Origin of the sequence: Lentzea sp. NPDC051838 (genome assembly GCF_040681245.1) — a bacterium.
Classification (GTDB): Bacteria; Actinomycetota; Actinomycetes; order Mycobacteriales; family Pseudonocardiaceae; genus Lentzea.
Genome location: NZ_JBFAYI010000008.1, coordinates 116,048 through 142,780, shown reverse-complemented (window position 1 = coordinate 142,780; position 26,733 = coordinate 116,048). Strand labels below are relative to the sequence as shown.

Below are 26,733 nucleotides of genomic sequence, written 5' to 3'. Positions count from 1 at the left end.
CAAGCTGATTGTTAACAAGAACACAAGGCCTGCGAGTGGGCGCTTGTCGCAATGTTAACATTCCTACATGCCGAACATCCCACGCTTCCACCTGGCCATGCCGGTCGACGACCTCGACGCCGCCCGCCGCTTCTACGGCGAGACGCTCGGCCTCGAGCAGGGCCGCAGCTCCGACACGTGGATCGACTGGAACCTGCACGGCCACCAGTTCGTCACGCACCTCGCGCCGAACAAGTCCGAGCGGGTGCACAACCCGGTCGACGGCCATGACGTGCCGGTCCCCCACTTCGGCCTGGTGCTGACGGTCGACGAGTTCGAGAAGCTCGCCGGGAAGCTTCAGGAGGCGGGCACGAAGTTCGTCATCGAGCCGTACGTGCGGTTCCAGGGCGAGCCGGGCGAGCAGTGGACGATGTTCCTGCTGGACCCGGCCGGCAACGCGCTGGAGTTCAAGGCCTTCGCGGACGACGCCCAGGTGTTCGCCGTCTAACCCGAATCCAAAGCCAATTCAAAAATCTTGCACAACGCGCAAGTTTCGGTAGCGTGGGTGGTGACGCCGAGCCACGACCTGGTCACCCCAGGTCAGAGGGGAAGAGGCCACCATGACCACGGCAGAGCGGCAGCGCAGCGCGCAGGAGCTCATCCGTCCGCAGCTGCCCGCCGAGCTCATCGAGCGCGGCAAGTGCCCGTTCGACCCGGCCAGCGGGCTGACCGAGTTGAGCGGGCACGGGCGGATTCACCGGATCGAGCACGAAGGCGAGGCGGTCTGGCTCGTCACCGGGCACGAGGAGGCGCGAGCCGTCCTCGCCGACCCGCGGATGAGCTCGGACCGGATCAACAGCCCGCGGGCGCGCAAGCTCATCTCGGAGGAGTTGCGCGCCAAGATGTTCCCGCCGGAGCGGCAGGCCGGGTCGTTCATCTTCATGGACGCCCCTGAGCACACCCGGTACCGCAGGTTGCTGACCGGCCAGTTCACCGTGCGGCGGATGCGCGACCTGACGCCGCGCGTGCACGAGATCGTCAACGCCCAGCTCGACGCGATGATCGAGAAGGGCCCGCCGGCGGACCTGGTGCGGGACTTCGCGCTGCCGGTGCCGTCACTGGTGATCTGCGAGCTGCTGGGCGTCGACTACGGCGACCGCGAGGAGTTCCAGCACCGCACGTCCAAGCTGCTCAGCCTCAAGACCACGATCGACGAGCAGATCGAGGTCGGCACCGGGCTGCGCAAGTTCATGCTGGACCTCGTGCGCGAGAAGCAGCGCAACCCCGGCGACGACCTGCTGTCCGGGCTCGTTCGCGACACGGACCTGAACGAGCTGGAGCTCGCCGGCATCGCGAACCTGCTGCTCATCGCGGGTCACGAGACGACGGCGAACATGCTCGCGCTCGGCACGTTCGCGCTGCTCGAACACCCGGAGGAGTTCGCGAAGCTGCGCGAGAACCCGGAGCTCACCGAGAACGCCGTCGAGGAACTGCTGCGCTACCTGTCGATCATCGCGATGGGCGTCAGCAGGCACGCCAAGGCGGACGTCGAGATCGGCGGCACCCTGATCCGCGAGGGCGAGACCGTCGTGGTGTCGGTGCCCGCGGTGAACCGCGACCCCGGCCAGTACCCGGATCCGGCCGAGCTGCGCGTCGACCGGCCGCGCGGGCACCACGTGGCGTTCGGGCACGGCATCCACCAGTGCCTCGGCCAGCAGCTGGCCCGCGTGGAGATGGTGGTCGGCTTCACCGAGCTGGTGCGCAGGCTGCCCACGTTGAAGCTCGCCGTGCCCGCCGAGGAAGTGCCGCTGCGGACCGACATGTCGATCTACGGCGTGCACTCACTGCCCGTGAAATGGTGACTGTCACCTGGTGAAACCGGCGCCGAGCTGGTCGATCATCTCCGAGACCAGCTCGGCCGCCGTGTACTTCTCCGACGCGGACGGGGTGTCGAGCCACCACTGCACGACGGCGCGCAACGTCGCGAGGATCGTCGAGGCCGTGACCGCCGGGTACGGGTCCACTGTGGCGTCGAGCCCGCACCGTGCCGCGATCACCGCGGCCAGTTCCTGCTCCCGCGCGGAGTAGGCGGCGAACACGTGCGGCAGCAGTGCGGGGTGGCGGCGCAGTTCGCGTGACTGCCGGAGACGGTCCAGGTCGACGTGCTTCGGGTAGATCGACTGCAGGGTCGCGCGCAACGCGACCAGTACCGGCTCGTCCGCGGGCCGGGCCGCGAACTCGCGCACGAACGTCTCGGCCGTCTGCTTGTCGCCGGCCATGACGGCTTCCTCTTTCGAGGAGAAGTAGTTGAAGAACGTCCGCAGCGACACCCCGGCCGCCCGCGCGATCTGCTCGACCGTCACGCCGTCGTAGCCGTGCTCGACGCACAGGCTCCACGCGGCATCCCCCAGCGCCCCTCTGGTCGCCGCTTTCTTGCGTTCGCGCAGGCCTGTCATGGCGCACAGGTTAGTGCGATCACTTCCGAACCGGCGTGCTGAGACGCCGGGGACCGGAAATTGGTTTAGACCTTGCGACCAGGTGATCGTCTCACTACGGTCCGTGAGATCGCTCTCACGACCCTATGGAGGACCGGGTGCGCCTACTCGGAGTCGTCGTACTGGCCGGTGCCCTGCTCACCGCCGGCCAGGCACATGCCTCTCCCCCGCGAGCAGACAACGCGCCTCCCGTCACCCTCATCACGGGTGATCAGGTGCTCACCGGCCAACGCGCTGTCAGACCGGCACCGGGCCGCGAGCACGTCCTCTTCACCACCTACACCGCGCAGGGCCACGAGTTCGTGGTGCCGCACGACGCCATCCCGATGATCGCGGACGGCCGTCTCGACGAGCGCCTCTTCGACATCACCGAGCTCAAGACCTACGGCGGCGCCCTGCCGGTGATCGTCACCTACCCCGCCGGCACCTTGAGCGCACAGTCCGGCATCCAGCTGCGCAGCATCAACGGCGTGGCGTTCGACGCCGCTAAGACGCCGCTCGTGGGCGGTCTGTCGACTTCGGGCGCTCGCAAGATCTGGCTGGACGCCAAACGTCAGGCGAGCCTCGACCGCAGCGTCCCGCAGATCAACGCCCCCGCCGCCTACGCCGCGGGCTACACCGGCAAGGGCACCACCGTCGCCGTCCTCGACACCGGCGTCGACAACACCCACCCGGACCTGAAGGACCGCGAGATCGGCTCGCGCAACTTCACCGGTTCCCCCGACGACGGCGACCACTACGGCCACGGCACGCACGTGGCGTCGATCATCGCGGGCACCGGGGCGAAGAGCGGCGGCAAGTACCACGGCGTCGCGCCGGACGCGAGCATCCTCGACGTGAAGGTGCTGGGAGACAACGGTTCCGGCCAGGACAGCGGGATCATCGCCGGCATGGAGTGGGCGGTCGAGCAGGGCGCCCAGGTCGTGAACATGAGCCTCGGCGGCTACGACACCCCGGAGATCGAGCCGCTCGAAGAGGCGGTGAACCGACTGTCCTCGGAGAAGGGCACGTTGTTCGTCATCGCCGCCGGCAACAGCGGCCCGAACGCGAGCACCATCGGCTCCCCCGGCACCGCCGACGCGGCCCTCACCGTCGGCGCCGTCGACGACCAGAACCAGATCGCGGAGTTCTCCAGCCGCGGCCCCACGAAGGCCGGCACGCTCAAGCCCGACCTCACCGCGCCGGGCGTCGGCATCGTCGCCGCACTGCACTCCGACGGCCGGATCGGCCAGCCCGTCGTCGAGGGCTACACCTCGCTCGACGGCACCTCGATGGCCACCCCGCACGTCGCGGGCGCCGCGGCTCTTCTGCGCCAGCAACACCCGTCGCTGAAGGGCGGCGAGCTCAAGGCACGCCTCACCGGCAGCACCACGCCGACCGCGAAGCTGACCCCGTTCGAGCAGGGCTCCGGCCGCGTCGACGTCGCCAAGCTGATCAAGCAGAACGTGACCTCGTCCCCGACCAGCCTCAGCTTCGGCTCGCACCAGTGGCCGCACACCGGCGAAACCCCGCTGGCCAAGGAGATCACCTACTCCAACGCGGGCACCGAGCCGGTCACGCTCGACCTCACCACCGAGACGAACGGTTCGCTGTTCAGCATCTCCCCCGCTCGCTTGACCGTGCCCGCAGGCGGTTCCGCCAAAGCCACGGTCACCGCGGACATCGCGAAGCAGCCCGGTGGCGGTGTGATGGGTGGCGCGATCGTCGCAAGTGGACTGCGCACGGCCGTCGTCGTCGACCTGGAGACCGAGAGCTACGACGTCAAGATCACCGGCACCGAACGGTCCGGTGTTTCCACGACCTCCACGTTCGCGTCGCTGATCAACGTCGACACCGGCGCCCGCGTGTGGCCGAACACCGAGACCGGCGTCGCCCGTCTCGCCAAGGGCCGCTACATCCTGACCGGCAGCGTGATGTCGTCCGACGGCGCCTACACGCACGACGTCATCAACTACCCGAACCTGACGGTCACCGGCGCCACCACGATCAACCTCGACGCCCGCAAGGCCGGGCACGTCCAGGTGAAGCTTCCGGTCACCGCGCAGCTCTCGTTGCTGCAGACCGGTTTCGAACGTGTCGTGAACGGAACCCGGTACACCATCGGCAACTTCTCGGTCGGCGGCTCGATCAACCACCTGGGCGTCGCGAGCCTCGGCCCCGACTCGGCCGAGGTCACCGGCAAGACCGCGACGTTCTGGAACGCGGGCCCGGACTTCTACGGCCTGGCCTGGTACCAGAGGGGGCACGCGCCGAACGGCCTCACCAAGACGGTGGCGCGCAAGGACCTCGCCGTCGTGAAGGTCGACATGCCCGCCCTGAAGGAAGGCCAGAACGCCACCATCGGCCACACGTCGTCGCCGGAAGGCCGGGCCGACTGGGGCTACGGCTCGTTGGACAACATGGCCCCCGGCCAGCGCACCGAGTACTACGGAGGCGAGGGCGGCGACTGGTCGCGCAGGATCAACCTGTTCAACGAGAACGGCTACACCGGCGCGCTCGTCACGCCGTTGCGGCACTACAAGCCGGGCCGCTCCTACACGGAACCCCTGAACCGCGCGGTGTTCGGCCCGGCCCTGCCCGAGGCCCGCGACATCCCGCACACGTTCCGCACCGGCGACCTGATGCGCGTCACGATCCCGCTGTTCGGCGACAGCGCGGGCAACGAGGGCTACAGCCCGGTGACCGAGGCGCGCACCACGGTGTACCGCAACGACACCAAGGTGTGCGAGAACGCCGAAGCCGCGTGGTGCCTGCTCGACGTCTCCCCCGGCGCGGCCTCCTACCGGATCGAGACGACCGCTGTCCGCGACACCCCGTTGAGCAGCAAGGTGTCCGGCGTCTGGACGTTCCGCAGCGACACCACCACTCACCGCACCGCGCTGCCGTTGAGCGTCGTCCGCTTCACCCCGCAGCTCGACGACAACGGCTACGCCCAGGCAGGCCGCATGCTGTCCGTCCCGATCTCGACCCAGTCGCAGACCGGCTCGGTGCGCGTGACGTCCGTCGAGGTCTCCTACGACGGCGGCACGACGTGGCGCGGCACCCCGATCACGTCCGGCCGAGTGCTGCTGGCCCATCCTGCTGGGGCCAAGTCGGTCTCCTTGCGCGCCAAGGCATCCGGCAGCGGCCAGACCGTGGAGCAGACCATCATCAACGCGTACCTGCTCCGCTGATGAACCGGCCCGCGTGCTCCTCAGCCCACAAGGCGAACGAGCGCGCGGGCCTCCCCAGCACGTCTTCCACCGTCGACACCACCGTGTACCCCTCAGCCGGCATGTCCCGCTTCCACCGGATCAGGAAGTCGGCCACCCTGGCCGGCCTGCCCTCCGCGAGCATCCGCACGCGTGCCTCGTCCTCGCTCAGCTCGGCGTACCGAACGTCCCGCCCGGTCGCCGCACTGATCGCCGCCACCTGCTGAGGCACCGTCAGCGCCTCCGGCCCGGTCAACCGCAACGTGGCACCGCCGTGCCCGCCCCTCGTGAGCACGGCGGCCGCCACGGCCCCGATGTCGGCCTCGTGCACCAAGGCAGCGCGCGAGTACGCGAACGGCTCGCGCACCACGCCTTCCTCGCGAACCGACTCGACCCAGGCCGGTGTGGCCCAGGCTGGTGTGTTCGACATGAAGTCCATCGCCCGCACCACGGTCCCGCCAGCGCGGCCGTCACACGGACGAGTGAAGTCCGTCCGGATCCACGCCTGGCCGCGTCTGTTCAATGTCCCGAAACCATGGTCATCCGCGCCCCCGCAGAAGGAAGGGGCGGGCGGCGCGGCGGTGTCGGGCCACGGGAGCCGGCGAGCGAGGAGGTGCAAATCGGAACCGAGACCACATGAGGACGTCCCGGCCAGGAGGTGAGCGCCGAGCCGGACGCGCGCGAGGGGTCGGCGGGGCCACCCCGTCCGAGGTCATCAGCACCCGTTGTCCCAGCGCTTGCAGCTCGCGCACCACCTGCCGTCCGGCGTTTCCGGTCGCCCCCGCAACGAGAATCGTCATGCGGCCGACCCTAGAAGCTCCAGCTAACTGGAGATCAAGCGCGCACGACCCCGAACTTGGCAGAATGGCGGCGACCAGCTGAGGGGGCGCGGGTGCGAGAGCTGACCGATGAGATGACCGTCGACCACTGTCCGCCTGCTCCGACGTCCGAACCACCGGCAGATGTCCAGGTCCCCGGCCGTCATGTCGCCGAGGTCGCGCGGCACCCCGACGGACGGCTCGCGGTGATCACCTGGTCGTCGCCGAAGATCGATCCCGGCCTGCTCAACCCCGCGCTGCACGTGATCGAGAACGGCAAGATCACCGATCTCGGTGCCACTTCGGCTGACGCGAGCTCGCCTGTGTGGTGGGGCGACGACGTTTACTACATCGCGTTGACGCCGCCGCATCTGCAGGGTGGCAACGCGGTGTTCGACCAGCGCCACCGCAACCTCACCGCGGGCATGCCCGCGTGTCCCGTCGACCTTGTCCAGGACGACGGCCACGCGCCGATCATGGTGGTGGCGACAGGTCTGGACACCGAGTTCCACCGGCTGGGGGCAGGACTCCTCGCCCGCATCACAGGCAGCCCCAGGCCGCGAGGGGGCGATGTCGTCGACGGCATCCCTTGGGGCGCACAGAAACGGCTCCGCTACCGGGCGCGCGACGGGCTCGAGCTCGACGGGCTGCTGGTGCTTCCCGTCGGCAAGAGCGAGGAGGACGGGTCGTTTCCGGTCGTCACCCTTGTGCACGGCGGGCCGTACGACCGGTGGGCCGACGACTTCCAGCTGCACTGGGTGCCGTCGGCGCAGTGGTTCGCGCACCAGGGCATCGCGAGTTTTCTGCCCAACCCCAGGGGAAGTCTGGGGCGCGGTCACGAGTTCGCTGCCGCGGTCGCCAAGAAGGTCGGTCAGGAGGAGTGGCACGACATCGAGGCCGGGATCGATCTCCTCGTAGCACAAGGCATCGCCGACCCCGGCCGGCTGGGCATCGCGGGCTGGAGCCACGGCGGGTTCATGGCGGCTTGGGCGACCACGCGGACTGACAGGTTCAAGGCCGCGCTGGTGGGCGCGGGCATCTCCGACTGGCCGAAGCAGATCGCGCGCGGCGAGTGGGGTGCGTTCGAGGCGGCGCTGGGCGATGGGCCCGAGCACAGCCCGATCACCTTCGCGGACCGGATTCGGACGCCGTTGCTCATCGTGCACGGTGCTGACGACACCAACGTTCCGCTGGAGCAAGCCGAGCTGCTGCACCGGGCGGTGAAGAGCTCCGAACTCGTGGTCTATCCCGGCGAGGGGCACTCGCTGAGGACGCGTGAGCACAGGCTGGATCTGCTGAACCGAACCAGAAGGTTGTTCGCGAAGCTCTGAACCTTACGCAAACCTTGCGAAAGTCTCGCAAGCTGACCGTAAGCCAGCGCAAGCGGGACCATCGGCGCACAATCAATTTTTGAGCGGCGTTCGGGCGCAAACCTCCCACAGTCACGGAGCGACTGCCGCTGGTGATCGCCCCTGCCACGCCTACGACGGGGTTCAGGTAGCCGAACCGAGGCCCGTCTTTCCTGTTCAGAGCGGTCTGTCGCAAATTTGCGCAATCACGTCGACATATTGCGGTAATCTGCTGGGCACTTCTACGGTGAGGCGCGCCACACCCCCTCGCGTCCCCACCGAGAAGGGCCAAGCACGCCATGTCATCGTCGACACGCGCACGCTCCCTGCTAGCCCCATTAGCCGCACTGACCCTCACGGCAGCAACGCTCGTCATCGCCCCTGCCGCGCAAGCCGCGCCCGTGAGCGTCGATCTGCACAAGCAGACCCGCATCGACCAGGTCACGCTCACCGCACCGAAGAACGCGAAAGAAACCTTCGCCGTGCAGACGAGTCTCGACGGCAGAGGCTGGTCGACGCTCGTCGCGGAACAACCGCACACGTTCAAGAACGGCAAGGTCACGTTCAAGGTCGACCCGACGCTCGCGAGGCACGTCCGCGCCACCAAGACCACCGCGAAGCTCGAGGTCCAGGAAGCCGAGGCGAGCGCGAAGCTCCAGGCGAGCTACACCGCGAGCAGCACCAACCAGAGCTACGGGCCGGGCAACGCGGGCGACGGCAACCAGAGCACGTACTGGGAGAGCGCGAACAACGCGTTCCCGCAATGGATCCAGGCCGACCTCGGCTCCGCGATCAAAGCCGACCGGGTCGTGCTGAAGCTCCCCACCGCGAACTGGGGCACCCGCACCCAGACCCTGGCGGTCCAGGGCAGCACGGACGGCAGCAACTTCACGGATCTGGTGGCGTCCAAGGGGTACGAGTTCAACCCCAGCGCCGCCAACACCGTCACCATCGACTTCACCGCGGCCACCACGCGGTACGTGCGCACAAGGATCACCGCGAACACCGGCTGGCCCGCGGGTCAGCTCAGCGAGTTCGAGGTCCACGGCCCGACGAGCGGTGACACCCAGGCGCCCAGCGCGCCGAGCGGTCTCGCGTTCACCCAGCCGCAGTCCGGTCAGATCCGGCTGACCTGGAACGCGAGCACGGACGACGTCGGCGTCACCGGCTACGACGTCTACGCCAACGGAAGCCTCAGAACTACGGTCACCGGCACCACGTACACGGACAGCCAGCCCGACGGTCTCCGGGTCACCTACCACGTGATCGCGAAGGACGCGGCGGGCAACCAGTCCCCCGCCAGCAACACCGTGACCCGCGAGGGTGCGACCGGCGAGAACCTGGCGCAGGGCAAGCCCATCACGGCCAACCACAACGTCCACAACTTCGTCGCGGCCAACGCGAACGACGGGAACGTCCAGACCTACTGGGAGTCCAACGGCTTCCCGGGCACGCTGACCGTCCAACTGGGATCGAACGCGGACCTGAGCTCGATCGCGGTCAAGCTCAACCCCGACTCGGCCTGGGGCGCCCGCACGCAGAACGTCGAGGTCCTCGGCCGCGAGCAGAGCGCCACCGCGTTCACCACCCTCAAGGCCGGCGCGGACTACCGCTGGGACCCGGCGAGCGGCAACAGCGTCACGATCGGCGTGTCCGCCCGAGTCGCGGACGTGCAGCTGCGGTTCACGTCCAACACCGGCGCGCCCGGCGGACAGGTGGCGGAGATCCAGGTGTTCGGCACCCCTGCCCCGAACCCCGACCTCACCGTCACCGGCACGTCGTTCACGCCGGCCAGCCCCGTCGAGACCGACCAGATCACCCTCAACGCCACGGTCCGCAACGCCGGAACGGCGGCCAGCGCTGCCACCGACGTGACGTTCTTCCTCGGCACGACCGCGGTGGGCACCGCACAACTAGGCGCCCTTGCGGCCGGCGCGCAGGCCAACGTCAGCACGACGATCGCGGCCCGTCCGGAAGGCTCGTACCAGTACACGGCCAAGGTCGACGAGACCAAGAAGGTCGCGGAGCAGAACGAGGCCAACAACTCCCGTCTGCACCCGGACCCGCTGGTCGTGACGCCAGTACCCAGCTCCGACCTCGTGGCGGTGCCGACCTGGTCGCCGAGCAACCCCAGCAACGGCCAGACCACCACGTTCACCGTCGCGATCAAGAACCAGGGCTCCATCGCCTCCGCAGCCGGTGCCCACGGGATCACGGTCACGATCCTGAGCAACGGCCAGACGGTCCGCACCTTCACCGGCAGCCACAACGGCACGATCAACGCCGGTGCCACAACCGCCGCGGTCAACGTCGGCACGTGGACGGCGGCGGACGGCCGGTACACGGTCCGCACGACGATCGCGAACGACGGCAACGAGATCCCGGCCAAGCAGGGCAACAACACCAGCGAGCAGTCGCTGTTCATCGGTCGCGGTGCCAGCGTTCCGTGGCAGCACGTCGAGGCGGAAGACGCGGTCACCGGCGGTGGCGCGCAGATCCTCAGTCCGAACAGGACGATCGGCGACCTGGCGGGTGAGGCGTCCGGCCGCAGGGCCGTCACGCTGAACGGCAACGGCCAGTCGGTCGAGTTCACGACCTCCGCACCGACCAACACGCTCGTCACCAGGTTCTCCATCCCGGACAGCTCCGGTGGCGGCGGCATCACGAGCAACCTCAACGTCTACGTCAACGGCCAGTTCCACAAGGCCATCGACCTGACCTCGAAGTACATGTGGCTCTACGGCAACGAAGCGAGCCCCGGCAACTCGCCGGGAGCGGGCGGGCCGCGCCACATCTACGACGAAGCGAACGTGATGCTCAACTCGACGTTCCCGGCGGGCACGAAGATCAAGCTGCAGAAGGACGCGGCCAACACCACGAACTACGCGATCGACTTCGTGAACTTCGAGGACGTCCGAGCCGCCGGAAATCCTGACGCCGCACGCTATGCCGTGCCCGCCGGGTTCACCCACCAGGACGTGCAGAACGCGCTCGACCGCGTCCGGATGGACACCACCGGCACGTTGATCGGCGTCTACCTGCCCGCGGGCACCTACGCGACGCAGCAGAAGTTCAACGTCTACGGCAAGGCGATCCGCGTGATCGGCGCCGGCCCCTGGTTCACCAGGTTCCAGGCACCGACCACACAGGAGAACACCGACATCGGGTTCGACGCGCAGTCGTCCGCGAGCGGTTCGACGTTCAGCGGGTTCGCCGTGTTCGGCAACTACACGCAGCGCAACGACGGTCCGGGCAAGGTGTTCAACTTCGCCGGCGTCCAGAACATGACCATCGAGAACATCTGGGTCGAGCACATGATGTGCCTGTTCTGGGGCAACAACGTCGACAACAACGTCATCAAGGACAGCCGGATCCGCGACATGTACGCGGACGGGCTGAACATGACGAACGGGTCGGCGGGCAACCGGATCGCGAACATCGAGGCCCGGTCGACCGGTGACGACGCGTTCGCGTTGTTCGCCGCCACCGACGCGGGCGGCACCGGACAGCAGAACAACACGTTCGAGAACCTGTCGGTGACGACGCCGTGGCGTGCGGCGGGTCTCGCGGTCTACGGCGGCAAGAACAACGTGTTCCGCAACATCTACGTGGCGGACACGCTGACCTACTCCGCCGTGACGATCAGCTCGCTCGACTTCGGGTACCCGATGGAGGACTTCGGGCCGGAGCCGACGACGTTCAGCGGGCTGACCCTGGTGCGGTCCGGTGGCCATTTCTGGGGCGCGCAGACGTTCGGCGCGATCTGGATGTTCAGTGCTTCCAAGAAGTACACCGGGATCCGGGTGAGCGACGTCGAGATCGTCGACCCGACGTACAGCGGAATCATGTTCCAGACCAAGTACAACGGTGCGGCCGAGAACATCTTCCAGGACACCGTGCTGTCCAACATCAGCATCTCGGGCGCGCAGAAGAGCGGCGACCAGTTCGACGCCAAGTCCGGCTTCGGCTTGTGGGCGAACGAGATGCCCGAACCCGGCCAGGGTCCTGCCGTGGGTTCCGTGACCATCAACGGAATCCGCTTCAGCAACAACTTCCAGGACATCAAGAACACCACGACCACTTTCACGATCAACATCACCTGATTTCCCCTGCCGTGAAGGACAATTCAATGAAATCCACGCTCTTGAAGCGTGCGGTGAGCGCTGCGCTCGTAACCGCACTGACACTCTTCGGACTCTCACCTTCGGCAGGAGCAGCGGTCGTCCGGCTCTCCGCCAACCTGACCGCGTCGAGCACCAACGGCCCGTACGGCGCCGGAAACGCCGGTGACGGCAACCAGGGAAGCTACTGGGAGAGCACGAACAACGTGTTCCCGCAGTGGATCCAGGCCGATCTGGGTGCGGCACGGGACGTCAGCAAGGTCGTGCTGCGACTGCCCTCGAACTGGGAGCAGCGCACGCAGACCCTTGCTGTGCAGGGAAGTCAGAACGGCTCGCAGTTCAGCGACATCTCCGGGTCGAGCGGCCGGGTGTTCTCCCCTGCCTCGAACAACACGGTGACGCTGGACTTCGCGGCGACGTCCGTCCGGTACGTCCGGGTGACGATCACCGCGAACACCGCCTGGCCCGCCGGTCAGCTCAGCGAGTTCGAGGTGCACGGCGAGTCCGGCCCGGTCGACCCGCCGCCCAGCGGCGACAACCTGGCGGCGGGCAAGCCGGTCGAGGAATCCGGTCACGTGCACGACTTCGTGGCCGCCAACGCCGTCGACGGCAACACCGGCACGTACTGGGAGTCCAACGGCTTCCCCGGTCACCTGACCGCCAAGCTCGGCTCGAACGCGGACGTCACCTCGGTCGTCGTGAAGCTCAACCCGGACTCGGTCTGGGGCGCGCGCACGCAGAACTTCGAGGTGCTGGGCAGGGAGTCGAGCGCCACGGCGTTCGCGACCCTGAAGGCCCGCGCCGACTACCGGTTCGACCCCGCCAGCGGCAACAGCGTCACGATCCCGGTCAGCGGGCGCGTCGCGGACGTCCGGCTGCACTTCTACTCCAACTCCGGCGCGCCCGGCGGCCAGGTCGCCGAGTTCCAGGTGTTCGGAGCGGCCGCACCGGCTCCTGACCTGACCGTCACGAACCTGGCGTGGACGCCGGCCAGCCCGAGCGAGGCCGACGCGATCACGCTCACCGCGACCGTGCGCAACGGCGGCACGGTGGCGTCCGGCGCGACGACCCTGAACGTCACGCTCGGAGGAAGCACTGCGGGCACCGCCCAGGTCGGCGGGCTCGCACCTGGAGCCACCACCAGCGTCAGCGTCGACGCGGGTCGGCGGGGCGCCGGGTCCTACGCGGCAGGAGCCACCGTGGACCCGGCCAACCAGGTCGCGGAGACCAACGAGGGCAACAACACCTTCACCTCCGGCTCTCCCCTGGTCGTCGGCCAGGCTCCTGGACCGGACCTGCAGATCACCGGCATCACGCCGAACCCGTCGTCCCCGGCGGCCGGTCAGCAGGTGACGTTCGCGGTGTCGGTGAACAACCGCGGCACGTCCGCGGCCGGTGCTTCGGTGACGCGGGTTGTCGTCGGCAGCAGCACGTTGACCGCGAACACCGGAGCGATCAACGCCGGTCAGACCGTGACGGTCAACGTCGGCACCTGGACCGCCACCAACGGCGGTGCCACGGCCACCGCGACCGCCGACGCGAACGGTCAGGTCGCGGAAACCAACGAGAACAACAACACCGCGACTCAGTCCATTGTGGTCGGACGCGGCGCCTCGGTGCCGTTCACGTCGTACGAGGCCGAAAGCGGCCGCTACCAGGGTCAGCTGCTCGAGGCGGACGCGAAGCGCACGTTCGGGCACACCAACTTCGGCAGCGAGTCGTCCGGCCGCAAGTCGGTGCGGCTCGACTCGCAGGGCCAGTTCGTGGAGATCACCTCGACGGTCAGCACGAACTCGATCGTGGTCCGCAACTCCATCCCGGACGCCGCCGCCGGTGGCGGTCAGGAAGCCACGATCAGCCTGTACGCCAACGACCAGTTCGTGCAGAAGGTGACCCTGTCGTCGCGGCACAGCTGGCTCTACGGCTCGACGGACGACCCCGAGGGCCTCACGAACCGGCCGGGCGGCGACGCGCGACGCCTGTTCGACGAGTCCTCGACGTTGCTGGCCACCAGCTACCCGGCGGGCACGAGGTTCAAGCTGCAGCGCGATTCCGGTGACAACGCGCAGTTCTACGTCATCGACCTGATCGACCTCGAACAGGTCGCACCGGCCGCGCAGAAGCCGTCCGAGTGCGTGTCGATCACGCAGTACGGTGCTGTGGCGAACGACCAGGTCGACGACGCGGACGCCATCCAGCGCGCGGTGACCGCCGACCAGAACGGCGAGATTCCCTGCGTCTGGATCCCGGAAGGCAAGTTCCGGCAGGAGAAGAAGATCCTGACCCTCTTCAACTCCGGTCAGTACAACCAGGTCGGCATCCGCAACGTCACGATCCGCGGCGCCGGCATGTGGCACTCGCAGCTGTTCTCGCTCACCCAGCCGCAGGACGCGGGAACGATCAACCACCCGCACGAGGGCAACTTCGGGTTCGACATCGACGACAACACGCAGATCTCCGACATCGCGATCTTCGGTTCCGGCCGGATCCGAGGCGGTGACGGCAACGCGGAAGGCGGCGTCGGACTGAACGGCCGGTTCGGCAAGAACACCAAGATCACCAACGTGTGGATCGAGCACGCCAACGTCGGTGTCTGGGTCGGCCGCGACTACACCAACCTGCCGGACCGCTGGAACCCCGGCGACGGCCTGCAGTTCAGCGGCATGCGGATCCGCGACACCTACGCCGACGGCATCAACTTCACCAACGGCACCCGCAACTCCACCGTCTTCAACTCGTCGTTCCGCACCACGGGCGACGACGCGCTGGCGGTGTGGGCGTCGAAGTACGTGAAGGACCAGAACGTCGACGTCGGCAGCGGCAACGCGTTCCTCAACAACACGATCGCGTTGCCGTGGCGTGCCAACGGAATCGCGATCTACGGCGGGTCGAACAACCGCGCGGAGAACAACATCATCTCCGACACGGCGAACTACCCGGGCATCATGCTGGCGACCGACCACGACCCGTTGCCGTTCGGCGGGACGACCACGCTCGCCAACAACGCCCTGTACCGCACGGGTGGCGCGTTCTGGGGTGAGGCGCAGGAGTTCGGCGCCATCACGCTGTTCTCGCAGAACCTCGCGATCCCGGGCGTCGTCATCCGGGACACCGAGATCTCCGACTCCACCTACGACGGCATCCAGTTCAAGGGCGGTGGCAGCGGCATGCCGGACGTGCAGATCAGCAACGTCCGGATCGACAGGTCGAACAACGGCTCCGGCATCCTCGCGATGGCCCAGGCCCGCGGCTCGGCGCGGCTGACGAACGTGAACATCACCAACTCGCGGGACGGGAACGTCCTGATCGAGCCGGGTTCGCAGTTCGTCATCAACTAGATCATGGTTAAGGGCCGCCTCCAGCTGGGTATCCCCTGGCTGGAGGTGGTTTCTCATGTCCACGGTCGTGGTGGGTTTCGACGGTTCCGACCTCGCGCGGCGAGCCGTGCTGTGGGGTGCGGAAGAGGCGTCGCGGTGCGGTGCCACGTTGCAGGTCGTGCAGGCCGTCCGCGCACCCCTGCCCGAGCCCGTCTTCACCCCGATGTCCGCGCCGATCCCGGAGTTCGTGACCGAGGAGACGATGACGCGCGCCGCGGAGGACCACCTCGCCGAGCTGTCCGCGGAGATCAAACAGGGCTGGCCGGACCTCCAGGTCGGAACCGCCGTCCGGCTGGGCCGCCCGGTCGACGTGCTCGCCGAGGAAGACGGCGAACTGCTCGTGCTGGGTTCCTCCGGACGTACCGGCATCGCCGAGATGTTCCTCGGTTCCACCGCCTCCGGCCTCGTGTCGATCGGTGGCCGCCCGATCGTCGTGACGCGTTCAGGCCCCTTGGACGGCCGCGTGGTCCTGGGTGTGGACGGTTCCGCGACGTCCGCCGACGCGATCGAGTACGCCTTCGCGTTCGCCGCCCGCCACGGCCGCGAGCTGCTCGCGATCTACGCGTGGAACGACGTCGGCTGGGCCGAGCTGCCCGAGCAGGACTTCGACCACATCCGCGTGGACCTCGCGAAGCTCCTCGACGAACAGCTCGCCCCGCACCGCGCCCGCCGCCCGGACGTCCACGTGGCCCAGGAGGTCGCTTTCGACGCGCCGGCCCGTGCGTTGCTCCAAGCGGCCGAGGGCGCTGCTCTCGTGGTGGTCGGAAGCCACGGCCGCGGCGTGGTGAAGCGTGCGATCCTGGGTTCGGTCAGTCACGCTGTGCTGCACCACGCGCCGTGCCCGGTCGCGGTGGTCCATCGGAGGTGACGTTCGATGCGCGGGTTAACGGCCGTGCTGTTGTGCTTGGTGCTGGCGTCCTGCGGGCAGACCCCACCACCGCCTCAGGCTCCGGCGTCGAGCTCGCCGGCGTCCGACACGTCGACGCCGAGCATCCCGGCCCCGCTGCCGCCGTCGTCCGCGCCGCTCACCACGACGCCGTCTCCCCGGCCTGTTCCCGGTGCGACGACGCTGCGGGGAATGGTGTCCGCGGGTGTCGAGGTCGGCTGCCTGATCCTGAACACCAGCACCGAGCAGTACCTGCTGCTCGGCGCGGACCCGGCGATCGCGATGAACGGCGCCGCGGTGGAGGTGACCGGTAAGGCCGAGCCCGGCGCGATGACGACGTGCCAGCAAGGGACGCCGTTCCGGGTCGAGAGCACGGTGCGGATCAACCCTTGACCTCGACCTCGCTGGAGGTTGAAGACTCCTCGCCGTGACGATCTGGATCTGCGGTACCTGCGGCGTGGAGCACCCCGACACCTCGCAACCTCCTGATGTGTGCTCAATCTGCGTCGACGAACGGCAGTGGGTGCCTCCTACCGGCCAGGTGTGGACGACTTTGGACGAGCTGGCCGCTGTTGGTCACGAGCTGGTGCACGAGGAACTGGAGCCGGGCCTGCATCGGCTGCATCGCGAGCCGCCGTTGGGCATCGGTCAGCGGACGCATCTGGTGCAGACGCCCGCGGGCAACCTGTTGTGGGACCCGCCCAACCACGTCGACCAACCGTTGCTCGACAAGATCGCCTCGCTCGGAGGGGTGGCGGTGATCGCGGCGAGCCACCCGCACATGTACGGCTCGCAGGTGAGTCTGAGCCACGCGCTGGGGAACGTTCCCGTCCTCGTGCACTCGGCGGACCGGCGGTGGGTGCGGCGCGAGGATCCGGTGATTCGCGAGTGGTCCGGCACTCTGGAGGTGTTGCCCGGTGTCACGCTCGTCGAAGCCGGTGGGCACTTCCCCGGCGCCGCGGTCGCGCACATCGCTTCCGGCGTTCTGCTCGTCGGGGACACCATGGTTCCGGTGGCGGACAGCGGTTGGGTGACGTTCATGCGCAGCTATCCCAACCAGATTCCGCTGTCCGCCGGGCTGGTGCGGCGGATCGTGGAGCGGCTGGAGCCCTATGCGTTCGAGCGTCTCTACAGCCTGCTGGGGCGCGCGGTGCTCCTTGACGCCAAGGAGGCGGTGCGCCGCTCCGCCGACCGGTACATCGCGTGGGTCAGCGGAGCGAACGACCACCTCGGGTGAGGTCAGGCCTCGAGCGCCTTGCGCAGGAACGCGCTCGCCTGGTTGATCGCACCCTCGGCGGCGTGCGTGCCCCGCAACGCGTTCAGCATCACGAAGTCGTGGATCGCGCCCGCGTACCGGACCGCGGTGACGGGTACACCGGCCTGGCGCAGCTTGTCCGCGTAGGCCTCGCCCTCGTCGCGCAGCACGTCGGCCTCGGCGGTGATCACCAGCGCCTGCGGGAGGCCGGCGAGCTGCTCCAGCGTCGCGCGCAGCGGGGAGGCGGTGATCTCGGCGCGCTCCAGCGGGTTCGTCGTGTACTGGTCCCAGAACCACTGCATGCCGTCGCGGCGCAGGAAGTAGCCCTCGGCGAACTGCAGGTACGAGTCGGTGTCGAACGACGCGTCGGTCACCGGGTAGAAGAGGACCTGGGCCTTCAGGGACACGTCGCCGCGCTCCTTGGCCTGCAACGTCAGGGCCGCCGCCATGTTGCCGCCGACCGAGTCGCCGGCGACCGCGATCCGGGACGTGTCGAGGCCGTACGACGCGCCAGAAGCGAGAACCCACCGCGCGGTGGCGTAGTTCTGGTTGATCGCGACCGGGTAGCGGGCCTCGGGTGAGAGCGAGTACTCCGGGAAGACGACAGCGGCGCGGGCGCCTACGGCCAGTTCGCGGACCAGGCGGTCGTGGGTGTGGGCGTTGCCGAACACCCAGCCCGCGCCGTGGATGTAGAGGATGACCGGGAGCTCGCCGGTGACGTCCAGGGGCTTGATCACGCGAACCTTGAAGCCGTCGAGCTCGACCCATTGCTCGTCGACATCGGGCTTGTCCACTGAGCCCGACTGCACCTCGTCGACCGCCTTGCGGCCTTCCGAGGGGTCGATCTCGAACAGGAACGGCGGCTGGGCGGTGGCGGCGGCGAACTCGGCGGCGGCGGGCTCGAGGACTGGGCGCTTCATGGCTGCTCCTTCGTGAGGTCCGATGCCATGAAACCTAGTGCGCGATTAAATCGTGTACAACGTAACTACCCTCTCACCCCCGCCCGGGAATAACGATGAACGGCGCTTTCGTCCACCTCACGTGGACAAAAGCGCCGTTCATCGAGCAGGCATCAGCCCACTGTGAAACCGGCTGTCGCTCCCGTGAAGCCGGTGATCCTGCCCGTCCAGCCCGACTTCTCGTCGCCGTGGTGGACGATGCGGTAGGTGCCGGAGGCGGTGCCAGGTGGGATCTGCCAGGTGATCGTGGCGTTCGAGAAGGCGATGCCGACGCGTTCCCACTTGTAGCGCGTGGACCAGTCACCGTCGTCGGCCACGCGCACCCACTGACCGTTCACCTGCTGCTGCACCTCCAGGAAGGTGCCGTTGCGGTGCAGGTTGTTCTTCGGGTGACCGGTGACGAACACGGCCGTGACGGTCTCGCCGCGCCCGTAAGAAGCCTTCGGCGCCACAAGGACATCGCCGTACTTCTTGTCGGCGGGCTTGTCGTCCAGCACGACGCCGGTCTGCAGGTTGATCTCGGTGAACGGCGGCTTGCCCGGCAGCGGACCGGCGGGCAGAGCGGACCCTGACTTCATCGACGCCGCGATCTTGCCGAACTCCTGCTGGTACGCGGGCGTGGTGTTGCGGCCGAACAACGTGGAGCCGCCCTCGTACTGCTGCGAGTCGTACTCCTCCGGCGTGGTGACGTACTGGCTGTAGTCGTTGGAGTAGCCCTGGATCAGCACGTTCTGCACCGGCACACCCAGCTCGGCGGCGACCGTCTTGCGAATGCGCAGACCCGCGGTGATCGTGACCTCGGACGGCATCGCGACCAGGTGCAACTGTCCGATTCGGACGATCTGCAGCGGCACGATGTTCGGCGTCGCGCCGATCAGACCCGTCGGCACCAAAGAGGCCTTCGGGAACTGGCAGTCCCGCAGCCACTGCGGAACCTCCATCTGCAGCGGCTCGAACAGCTTCTTCCACGGCGACTGCATGCCCTCGGAGAAGCCGGGGATCGCCGGGCCGTCCTCGACACTGCCCGCGATCGTCGACGCGCCGACGACTCCCGAGCACGTCGTGCCGGGCTGGCCGTTGGACATGTACTTGCCCTCGACCTGAACAGCCGACATGTCCACGAACTTCATCCGGTAGTCGACACCACCGGACACAGCAGCCTGAGGCCCGTTGTAGATCTCCTGCGCCTTGCGGTTCTGGCGCTCGCCGATGATGCGCGCGTTCTCCCACTCGTTGTCGGTGGGGCCGGAACCCGGCTTCAGGTTCAGGTTCGGCGACATGTCACCGGCGTTGGTGTTCGGGAACGCCGCCACGAAGCCCGAGGAGTTGTCCAGGTACCGCACGCCCTCGTCGTCGTGCTCCCACTGGTAGGCCGCGTACCCCTTGTTGTCCGGGCTGATCAGCGTGTTGGCGTTGGTGATCGACGTGTTGTGGGTGGCGAACCAGCTGATCGCGCCCACGTCGTCGCCGGACTGCCGGAACTTCAGCACGGTCATCTGCGGGTCGATGCCGGCGGGGAACGCGCCCTTGTCGGGGTTGCGGTCGAACGCGACGCGCGACCGGTTCACCGAGGCGTTCGTCAGCTCGCCGACGCCGAGGCTGATCGAGCCGGGCTTGAGGTCCTCGTGCGCCTCGACGACCGACTCGGTGATGCCGTCGACCACGGCCGCGAGCGCCTGGGGCTGCAGGCCGAGGATCGACAGGTTGTAGGCGAGGTTGTGCGACTGGCCGCCGGGGCCGCTGTGCGTGTGCGTGGCGGACAGCAGCAGGTTCTCGCGCGTGTAGGTGGTGCCGTACTTGGCCTGCAGCTTGGTGAGCACGCCCTCCTGCACCGCGCGGAAGATCATCGCGAGGTCGGCGTTGACGTACGCGACGCGCTTGCCGTTGCTGCGGTCGACCACGACGTACGCGCGCGACCGCAGCCGCTGGGCGATGCCCGTCGTCTTCTGGTCGAACTTGGAGTAGCCCATCATGCCGTTCTCCGCGGCCGGGCCGGTGACGTCGGAGATGCCTCTGCCGACGAGGTAGGGCTCGGGTTCAGCCCACGCGAACGGACCGCTGACCAGCGCGGCTCCTGTCAGGGCGGCAACCACCGTCATCACTGCTGTCCGCATGGACGACCCCACTTAAGTGAAGGGGATTCACATTTCGGACTGAACGGTAGGTGATCCAGACCACTTCGTGCAAGTCACTGCGAGTGCATTGGCGGTGACGACGAGCAAGATTCCAGCCCAGTGGTGGAGCTCGAGCGTCTCCCCCAGCAAGACCAGACCGGCGAGCGCGGCCAGCACCGGATGCACGCTGCACACCAGCCCGAAGAACCGCGCCGGCACCCTGCGCAGCGCGATCAGGTCGGCGACGTAGGGCACGACGCTGCAGAACACGCCCGCGCCGATCGCGTACAGCACGGCAGTGCCGGTGAACTGGCCCTGCGCGATCAGGAACGCCGCGACCGGGACGTACAGCAGCGCCGACACGCTCGTCGCCGCCGCCGGTGCCTGCAGGCCCGGAAGTCGTTGCCCCACAAGGCGGTTGAGCAGGATGTACGCGGCCCAGCACGTCGCCGCGAGCAGTCCGGCGCCGATGCCGAGGTAGTCGCTGCTCGGGCCGGGCAGCACCAACACGTAGACGCCGGCGGCCGCGATCAGCACGAACAGGATGTCCAGTTTCGTCCTGGAACCACCCAGCGCGACGGCCAACGGCCCCAGAACCTCCAGCGTGACCGCGAGGCCCAGGCCGATCCGGTCGACCGCCGTGTAGAGGCTGAGGTTCATGGTGGCGAACACCAGGCCGAGCGCGATCGTCGGCCACCATTGCGCCCACGTGAATCTGCGCGGGTTCGGGCGGGCGACCGGCAGCAGCACCGCCGCCGCGACGAACTGGCGCACCGCCACCACACCGGCCGGGCCGATGGTGGCGAACGCGTGGGCGCCCACCGCGGCACCGAGCTGGCTGCTGGCCGCGCTGGCGGTCATCGTGGCGAATCCGCCGAGGCTCTTCATGCCGCACAGCCTGCGGTTTCCTCGTTGATACGGGAAATGCATGAGCCGTTCTGGTTATACGCTGGACGTATGGATCTGCGGCAGCTGAGGGCGTTCGTCGCGGTGGTGGACGCGGGCACGTTCACCGACGCGGCACGGGACCTCGACCTCACCCAGGCATCTGTGTCGCGTGCCGTCGCGGGGTTGGAGGCGGCGCTAGGCGTGCGACTGTTGCAGCGCTCGACCCGGCACGTCGCCCTGACCAGCGTCGGCACGCAGGTTCTGGCCGCCGCACGGCGCGTGCTGGACGAGGTCGCGCACCTGCAACGGGTCGCGTCGGAGTCGCAGACCGAGCTGCGGATCGGCTACGCGTGGTCGGCGCTCGGCAAACACACCCGGCGGCTCCAGAAAGCCTGGGCTTCGGCGCATCCCGGGCTGCCGCTGGTGTTCGTGCAGTCGAACTCGCTCACCGCGGGGCTCGCCGAGGGTACCGCCGACGTCGCGGTCCTGCGGAAAGCCCTCGACGATCCGCGGTTCGAGACGGCGTTGCTGGGCACCGAACGGCGCTACGGCGTTGTGGCGACGGACAACCCGTTGGCGCGCAAGCGTTCCCTGAAGCTCGCGGATCTGGCCAGGTACGGGATCGCGGTCGACGACCGGACCGGAACGACCACTTTGGACCTCTGGAAACCCGGCGCCGCGCCCGCCGTCGTGCGCAACACGCACAGCGTCGACGAGTGGCTGACGCTGATCGCCGCGGGCCAGGCCGTCGGGATGACGTCCGAGGCCACCGCGTCGCTGAACCCCCGCCCGGGCGTCGCGTATCGGGCCGTGCAGGACGCGCCGCCGATCCCGGTGTGGCTGGCGTGGTGGCGCGACCAGCCGCCGCAGCACCTGGGCGACCTGGTCACGCTGGCGTGCGACGCCTATCGCGGCTGAAGATCTCGTGCACGACCGCGATCAACGCCCTGGACGCGGCGGACGGCGTGCGGTCCGCGGGCCGCGCGAGTGCCAGCGGCCACCTGAGGTCGGCGCCCGTGACCTTCAACGTGGTCACGCCTTCCGCGCCCGCGAGGATGTACTTGGGCAGCAAGGCGACGCCCAGACCGTGCCGCACGTAGTCGACGCCGGTGTAGATGTCCGACATCTCCAGGGTCACTCGGCGAGGCACGGCCGCGTGTGCGAACGCGCGGTCCGCCACAGCCCGGTTGCCGTAGCCGAGCGGTGAGTCGATGAAGTCCAGGCCGGCGAGGTCGCCGATGGGGACTTCCTCCTTGTGCGCCAACGGATGGTCGTTCGGCACGACCAAGTCCATCACCGAGTGCGCGAGCTCGTCGAGGAGGATCCCGTCCGGCACGTCGCCCGGCAGGGACGCGAACGCGAGGTCGAGCCTGCGGTCCAGCAGCTGCTCGATCAGGCCCTGCGAGCCCGAGGTGGCCGCGCTGGTGCGGACGAGCACGCCGGGATGCCTGCGGTGGAACTCGCCGAGCAGCGCGGGCAGGTCGATCAGGGTCATCGACGTCAGCGTGCCCAGCTTCACCGTGCCTCGCAGCCCGCCTTTGACCTCGGCCACGGCGTCCTTGGCCTCGACGACGGCGTCCAGGACGGCTCGGGCTTTGGGCAGGAGCGCCTCGCCCGCGTCGGTCAGCAGGACCCGCTTGGCGTTGCGGTCGAGCAGGGTCGCGCCAAGCTCGCGTTCGAGGGTCTTGATCGCGGCCGAGACGGCGGACTGGACGACGTGCACGCGTGCGGCGGCGCGGGTGAAGGTGCCTTCCTCCGCGATCGCGACGAAGTACTCCAGCTGACGCAGGTCCACACCTGCGAGTATCTCAGAAAGTGATGATCGCGAGCTGCAACTTTCGTTGGACGTGATGGATCCAGGCACGCAGGGTGGTGACGTGTCCCTGGATCTCACTTCGCCCGCCGCCAGCCCACTGACCAGCGGCGCCACCGGCTCGGCAACCACTCCAGCAGCCGTGAGCAAGCACCACGGCCGGGGTTTCTGGGTCGTCGCCGGCACCTTCCTCGTCGCGATGGCCTACTCGACCGTCCCCTCTCCCCTGTTCCCCCTGTACGTGGCCCGCGAAGGCTTCTCCACCTTCGCCATCACGGTCGTGTTCGCCGCGTTCGCGGTCGGCGTCGTGATCAGCCTGCTGCTCGCCGGGCACGTCTCGGACTGGGTGGGCCGCAAGACGATCCTCATCCCCGCACTGGGTTTGGAGGTCGTGTCCGCGCTGTTGTTCCTCAGCAGCACCACGTTGCCCGTGCTGATCACCGCCCGCGTGATCAACGGCCTCGGCGTCGGCATGATCGCCGCGACCGCCACCGCGTACCTGCACGACCTCCACACCCACCACCGGCCCGGCGCGTCCTCCCAGCGCTTCGAGATCGTCTCGACCGCCGCGAACATCGGCGGTCTCGGCGTCGGCGCGCTGGTGGCCGGTGTGCTCGCGCAGTACTCGTCGTCGCCGCTCAGCACCCCGTACGTCGTCTTGGCCGTGTTGCTCGTGGTGAGCATGGCCGCAGTGGCACTCACGCCGGAAACCGTTACCCGCCAACAGGTCACCTACCGTCCACAACGGGTCAGCGCCAACCACGGCGCCGCCGGACTGGGCGCGTTCTCGGCGTTCGCGGTGTTCGGTGTGTTCACGTCGGTCTCGCCGGGGTTCGTGGCGGGCGAGCTGCACCACCCGTCGCGGACGCTGGCCGGGCTGGTCGTGTTCATCGTGTTCGGCGGCGCGGCTCTCGCCCAAACGCTGACCAGCGGCGTGCAAGTGAGCACCCTCAGGGCGATCGGCCTTGGCGCGCAGGCGATCGGCATCCTGCTCGTGGTCGCCGGCATGTACGCGACCAGCTTCCCGTTGTTCCTGGCCGGTGGCGCGATCGCGGGTGTCGGCGCGGGCGTGCAGTTCAAGGCCGCGATCGGCGCGGTGGCCAGGACGGCGGCACCTGCCCGGCGCGGCGAGGCGTTGGCGGGCCTGTTCTTCATCGCCTACCTCGGGCTGAGCGTGCCGTCGTTGTCGATCGGCCTCGCGACCCGCTACCTCGCCGCGACGACGGTGATGACGTGGTTCGCCGCGATCCTGCTCATGCTGCTGGCGGGCGTAGCAGTGCTAGCCGCTCCAAAGCGCTCGTGACGTACCGGTCCTGGCCCGAGTCGATTCCGTAGAGCCCGGAGTCGACCGGTGCCATCCGGATGCGTTCCTCGACGTGCCGCCGCATCCCCGGCCAGGTCAGCCCGCCGTGCCTGGCGTACGAGGAGATCAGCTCGTCGAGCCGCCCGAACTGCTTGGCGAGCCTGCGGAAGTCCGACGCCGGATCACCCACCAGCGAGTCGGTCCAGTCGATGACGCCCGAGAGTTTTCCGTTGTCCACCAACGTGTTCGCCGGGCAGATGTCGGCGTGCGCGACGACCGACCGGGGCGGCCACGTCGAGTCGTCGTCGAGCCAGGCCTGCCAGTAGTGCCACAGGTCGTCCGACAGCGCGAGCTCACCCCGTGCCCGGTGGATCTTCTCCGCGATCACCGAACGGATGTCGTCCGGCGAGCGCATCTGGACACCCGTCCGCGCGGCTTCCTCCAACGGAATCGCGTGCAGCGCGGCCAGAAACCGTGCCACGTCTTCGAAGTACTCGTCCGACGGCTCGTCCGGGCGTTCGCCGGGGAGCGCGCGGTAGATCGCGATGTCCCGGTGCTCCGGGAGCCAGCGCGGCACCGGCACCGGCACGCGATCGGCGACCAGGTCGAGCAACGCGCGTTCCGGCCCCATGCGCTGCAACGCCCACTCGCGGCGCGGCTGGCGCAGTATCCACGCCTCGCCGTCGGCGTCATGAGCGTGCAGCACGAGGAAATCGCCGCCGGTGTCGACCAGCTCTCCTGCCCGCAGGCCCAGTCCCGCGGCGATCTCCCGGACGTCAGTCAATGTGCACCTTGATCGGATGCCGGACGTCCTTCTCGCACAAGAAGACGTTCAGGTTGCCCTCGTCGCCGAACTCCCACTCGACGTCGTCACCGGACGGCTCGTGCGTCGCGAGTGACAACGTCTGGTGCTGCACCGAGCCGCACTCCGGACAGGAGAACACGAACGGACCCGAGTCGTACCACGGTGTCCACCCGCCGATCTTCGTGCCGCCCGACACCTTGTCCGGGTGTTCGGCGTACCGGATCGGCTCGAAGACGTTGATCGTCGGGACGTACCGCTCCTCCACCTCCGAGGGGTCGGGTTCCTCCTCGATCAGCTCGACCACCGACGACGAGTCGCGCCACACCAGCCGCACGTCGGGCCCGCCGGCATCGTGGTCAAGCGCGCAGAGCAACACCTGCACCACGTCGGTGCCGCTGGGAAACGGCAGCTCGGGGAAGTCCCGCTGGTAGAGCTGCACCGCACCGACGAAGGGCTCGCCGTCGACCGAGCACACCGGCCACGGATCGTCGATCGGCCACAGCAGAGGCCCGCCGATGTGGCTGTCGGCGTCCGTCGGCTCGCCCTCCAGCGGGTTCAGCAGCACGGCGGGCCGTGCATCCTCGGCGCCCATCAGTCGACGTGCAGCTTGATCGGGTGCTGGACATCCTGTGTGCACGCGAACACGTTCAATGCGCCCTCCCGGCCGAACTCCCACCCGACGACCGCCCGTTCGGCGACCTCGCAGGAGCAGAGCTCCTTCTCGGGTTCCTCGTGGGTGTAAAGAGCTAGCAGAAGGCGCCGATCGGCTCCGCAGGAGGGGCATTCCAAGCCGAAAGGCGAGGTCTGCCACCAGAACGCCCAGCCGCCGACCTTGCTGCCGTTCGCGACCGGCGGCCAGTCCCCCGCGCCCACGGGCTGTTCGTCGCCCATCGGGTACTCGACGACGCGGCACGGGTGCAGCACGCACGGGCGCGTCCGGTACTGCGGTTCGAACACGGCGGGTTCAGGGGCGGCGGGCAGCACGTCCGTGACGTCGGACGAACGCCAGAAGAGCCGCACGCAAGGCCCGAAGTGGTCGGTTTCCTCGTCCCAGTGCTCCAACGGGCACAGCAGGACCTGGAGCAGGTCGGTTCCAGGAGGAAACGGCAGTTCGGGGAAGTCGCGCCGGAAGAGCTGTACGGCGCCGGTCAGAGCCACGCGCACGCCGAAGCTGTCGGCCGGGAGGATGGTGAGGCCCTCGTCGTGCTTGCTGCCGTCGCACCACGGCCACGGTTCGTCCGCCGGCCACAGGAAAGGCCCGCCGATGTGACTGTCGCGCACTCCCGGCGAGCCCTGAACCGGATGCAGACGCACAGCGGGTCGAGCCCACTCCCCCATGATCGACACGAAGGAACAGGCTAGCTTCCGGCCCCTCGGGAG

The 26,733-nt window shown here is 68.4% G+C and carries 20 protein-coding genes; 11 read left to right on the top strand and 9 right to left on the bottom strand.

Features of this window, described 5'->3' with window-relative positions; genetic code table 11:
• Positions 1–67: 67 nt before the first annotated feature.
• Complete coding sequence (locus AB0M24_RS20530; RefSeq protein ID WP_363769733.1) at positions 68–487, top strand: VOC family protein; 420 nt, start codon at positions 68–70, stop codon at positions 485–487.
• 112 nt (positions 488–599) lie between these two features.
• On the top strand, positions 600–1,841 hold the full coding sequence (locus AB0M24_RS20525; RefSeq protein WP_363769730.1) for a cytochrome P450: 1,242 nt from the start codon (positions 600–602) through the stop codon (positions 1,839–1,841).
• A gap of 3 nt (positions 1,842–1,844) precedes the next feature.
• Here AB0M24_RS20525 and AB0M24_RS20520 read toward each other — a convergent pair whose 3' ends face one another.
• Positions 1,845–2,435: a TetR/AcrR family transcriptional regulator gene (locus AB0M24_RS20520; protein ID WP_363769727.1), complete on the bottom strand. Its 591-nt coding sequence runs from the start codon at positions 2,433–2,435 to the stop codon at positions 1,845–1,847.
• Between the two features lie 137 nt (positions 2,436–2,572).
• Between AB0M24_RS20520 and AB0M24_RS20515 the strand changes: the two genes are divergently transcribed.
• Positions 2,573–5,647 carry a S8 family peptidase gene (locus AB0M24_RS20515; RefSeq protein WP_363769724.1) on the top strand — a complete coding sequence of 1,025 codons (3,075 nt, stop codon included), beginning with the start codon at positions 2,573–2,575 and terminating at the stop codon, positions 5,645–5,647.
• On the opposite strand, the gene AB0M24_RS20510 is transcribed toward AB0M24_RS20515, so the two are convergent.
• The gene (locus AB0M24_RS20510; RefSeq protein WP_363769721.1) at positions 5,625–6,104 is read right to left on the bottom strand and encodes a hypothetical protein; all 480 of its coding nucleotides are present in this window, start codon (positions 6,102–6,104) and stop codon (positions 5,625–5,627) included. The two genes, AB0M24_RS20515 and AB0M24_RS20510, sit on opposite strands and share 23 nt — an antisense overlap.
• Before the next feature lie 453 nt (positions 6,105–6,557).
• Here AB0M24_RS20510 and AB0M24_RS20505 point away from each other — a divergent pair, with 453 nt between their 5' ends.
• The 6 genes from AB0M24_RS20505 to AB0M24_RS20480 all read left to right on the top strand — a co-directional run bounded on the left by AB0M24_RS20505 (position 6,558) and on the right by AB0M24_RS20480 (position 17,453).
• Positions 6,558–7,814 carry a prolyl oligopeptidase family serine peptidase gene (locus tag AB0M24_RS20505; RefSeq protein WP_363769718.1) on the top strand — a complete coding sequence of 419 codons (1,257 nt, stop codon included), beginning with the start codon at positions 6,558–6,560 and terminating at the stop codon, positions 7,812–7,814.
• A 419-nt stretch (positions 7,815–8,233) separates the two neighbouring features.
• Positions 8,234–11,935, top strand: a complete 3,702-nt coding sequence (locus tag AB0M24_RS20500; RefSeq protein WP_363769715.1) for a discoidin domain-containing protein — start codon at positions 8,234–8,236, stop codon at positions 11,933–11,935.
• 26 nt (positions 11,936–11,961) lie between these two features.
• Complete coding sequence (locus tag AB0M24_RS20495; protein ID WP_363769712.1) at positions 11,962–15,291, top strand: CARDB domain-containing protein; 3,330 nt, start codon at positions 11,962–11,964, stop codon at positions 15,289–15,291.
• A gap of 55 nt (positions 15,292–15,346) precedes the next feature.
• Positions 15,347–16,198, top strand: coding sequence for a universal stress protein (locus AB0M24_RS20490; RefSeq protein WP_363769709.1), 852 nt, complete (start codon positions 15,347–15,349; stop codon positions 16,196–16,198).
• Positions 16,199–16,204: 6 nt separating this feature from the next.
• Positions 16,205–16,609, top strand: coding sequence for a hypothetical protein (locus tag AB0M24_RS20485; protein WP_363769706.1), 405 nt, complete (start codon positions 16,205–16,207; stop codon positions 16,607–16,609).
• Between the two features lie 34 nt (positions 16,610–16,643).
• Positions 16,644–17,453: a hydrolase gene (locus AB0M24_RS20480; protein ID WP_363769703.1), complete on the top strand. Its 810-nt coding sequence runs from the start codon at positions 16,644–16,646 to the stop codon at positions 17,451–17,453.
• A gap of 2 nt (positions 17,454–17,455) precedes the next feature.
• On the opposite strand, the gene AB0M24_RS20475 is transcribed toward AB0M24_RS20480, so the two are convergent.
• From AB0M24_RS20475 to AB0M24_RS20465, 3 genes are all read right to left on the bottom strand, one after another.
• Positions 17,456–18,391 (bottom strand): alpha/beta hydrolase, encoded by a 936-nt coding sequence (locus tag AB0M24_RS20475; RefSeq protein WP_363769700.1) that lies wholly within the window; start codon positions 18,389–18,391, stop codon positions 17,456–17,458.
• 152 nt (positions 18,392–18,543) lie between these two features.
• Positions 18,544–20,544, bottom strand: a complete 2,001-nt coding sequence (locus AB0M24_RS20470) for a neutral/alkaline ceramidase (protein ID WP_363769697.1) — start codon at positions 20,542–20,544, stop codon at positions 18,544–18,546.
• 27 nt (positions 20,545–20,571) lie between these two features.
• On the bottom strand, positions 20,572–21,432 hold the full coding sequence (locus AB0M24_RS20465; protein WP_363769694.1) for an EamA family transporter: 861 nt from the start codon (positions 21,430–21,432) through the stop codon (positions 20,572–20,574).
• Between the two features lie 69 nt (positions 21,433–21,501).
• Here AB0M24_RS20465 and AB0M24_RS20460 point away from each other — a divergent pair, with 69 nt between their 5' ends.
• Complete coding sequence (locus tag AB0M24_RS20460) at positions 21,502–22,350, top strand: LysR family transcriptional regulator (RefSeq protein ID WP_363769691.1); 849 nt, start codon at positions 21,502–21,504, stop codon at positions 22,348–22,350.
• Here the strand turns inward: AB0M24_RS20460 and AB0M24_RS20455 are convergent.
• Positions 22,319–23,227 (bottom strand): LysR family transcriptional regulator, encoded by a 909-nt coding sequence (locus AB0M24_RS20455; protein ID WP_363769688.1) that lies wholly within the window; start codon positions 23,225–23,227, stop codon positions 22,319–22,321. The two genes, AB0M24_RS20460 and AB0M24_RS20455, sit on opposite strands and share 32 nt — an antisense overlap.
• An 82-nt stretch (positions 23,228–23,309) precedes the next feature.
• Between AB0M24_RS20455 and AB0M24_RS20450 the strand changes: the two genes are divergently transcribed.
• Positions 23,310–24,548, top strand: coding sequence for an MFS transporter (locus AB0M24_RS20450; protein WP_363769685.1), 1,239 nt, complete (start codon positions 23,310–23,312; stop codon positions 24,546–24,548).
• Here AB0M24_RS20450 and AB0M24_RS20445 read toward each other — a convergent pair.
• Genes AB0M24_RS20445 through AB0M24_RS20435 form a run of 3 tightly spaced genes read right to left on the bottom strand, consistent with a single transcriptional unit; the run spans position 24,499 to position 26,691 of the window.
• On the bottom strand, positions 24,499–25,332 hold the full coding sequence (locus AB0M24_RS20445; RefSeq protein ID WP_363769682.1) for a phosphotransferase: 834 nt from the start codon (positions 25,330–25,332) through the stop codon (positions 24,499–24,501). The two genes, AB0M24_RS20450 and AB0M24_RS20445, sit on opposite strands and share 50 nt — an antisense overlap.
• Positions 25,325–25,945 (bottom strand): hypothetical protein, encoded by a 621-nt coding sequence (locus tag AB0M24_RS20440; RefSeq protein ID WP_363769679.1) that lies wholly within the window; start codon positions 25,943–25,945, stop codon positions 25,325–25,327. Before AB0M24_RS20440 ends, AB0M24_RS20445 begins: the two co-directional genes overlap by 8 nt.
• Positions 25,945–26,691: a hypothetical protein gene (locus AB0M24_RS20435; protein ID WP_363770251.1), complete on the bottom strand. Its 747-nt coding sequence runs from the start codon at positions 26,689–26,691 to the stop codon at positions 25,945–25,947. Before AB0M24_RS20435 ends, AB0M24_RS20440 begins: the two co-directional genes overlap by 1 nt.
• Positions 26,692–26,733: the final 42 nt, after the last annotated feature.

What these genes read in the sequence shown, in the direction of transcription:
- AB0M24_RS20530 (WP_363769733.1), top strand. Translation starts at nt 68, where the DNA reads ATGCCGAACATCCCACGCTTCCACCTGGCCATGCCGGTCGACGACCTC.
- AB0M24_RS20525 (WP_363769730.1), top strand. Translation starts at nt 600, where the DNA reads ATGACCACGGCAGAGCGGCAGCGCAGCGCGCAGGAGCTCATCCGTCCG.
- AB0M24_RS20520 (WP_363769727.1), bottom strand. Translation starts at nt 2,435, where the DNA reads ATGACAGGCCTGCGCGAACGCAAGAAAGCGGCGACCAGAGGGGCGCTG.
- AB0M24_RS20510 (WP_363769721.1), bottom strand. Translation starts at nt 6,104, where the DNA reads ATGGACTTCATGTCGAACACACCAGCCTGGGCCACACCGGCCTGGGTC.
- AB0M24_RS20495 (WP_363769712.1), top strand. Translation starts at nt 11,962, where the DNA reads ATGAAATCCACGCTCTTGAAGCGTGCGGTGAGCGCTGCGCTCGTAACC.
- AB0M24_RS20490 (WP_363769709.1), top strand. Translation starts at nt 15,347, where the DNA reads ATGTCCACGGTCGTGGTGGGTTTCGACGGTTCCGACCTCGCGCGGCGA.
- AB0M24_RS20485 (WP_363769706.1), top strand. Translation starts at nt 16,205, where the DNA reads ATGCGCGGGTTAACGGCCGTGCTGTTGTGCTTGGTGCTGGCGTCCTGC.
- AB0M24_RS20475 (WP_363769700.1), bottom strand. Translation starts at nt 18,391, where the DNA reads ATGAAGCGCCCAGTCCTCGAGCCCGCCGCCGCCGAGTTCGCCGCCGCC.
- AB0M24_RS20470 (WP_363769697.1), bottom strand. Translation starts at nt 20,544, where the DNA reads ATGCGGACAGCAGTGATGACGGTGGTTGCCGCCCTGACAGGAGCCGCG.
- AB0M24_RS20465 (WP_363769694.1), bottom strand. Translation starts at nt 21,432, where the DNA reads ATGAAGAGCCTCGGCGGATTCGCCACGATGACCGCCAGCGCGGCCAGC.
- AB0M24_RS20460 (WP_363769691.1), top strand. Translation starts at nt 21,502, where the DNA reads ATGGATCTGCGGCAGCTGAGGGCGTTCGTCGCGGTGGTGGACGCGGGC.
- AB0M24_RS20440 (WP_363769679.1), bottom strand. Translation starts at nt 25,945, where the DNA reads ATGGGCGCCGAGGATGCACGGCCCGCCGTGCTGCTGAACCCGCTGGAG.
- AB0M24_RS20435 (WP_363770251.1), bottom strand. Translation starts at nt 26,691, where the DNA reads ATGGGGGAGTGGGCTCGACCCGCTGTGCGTCTGCATCCGGTTCAGGGC.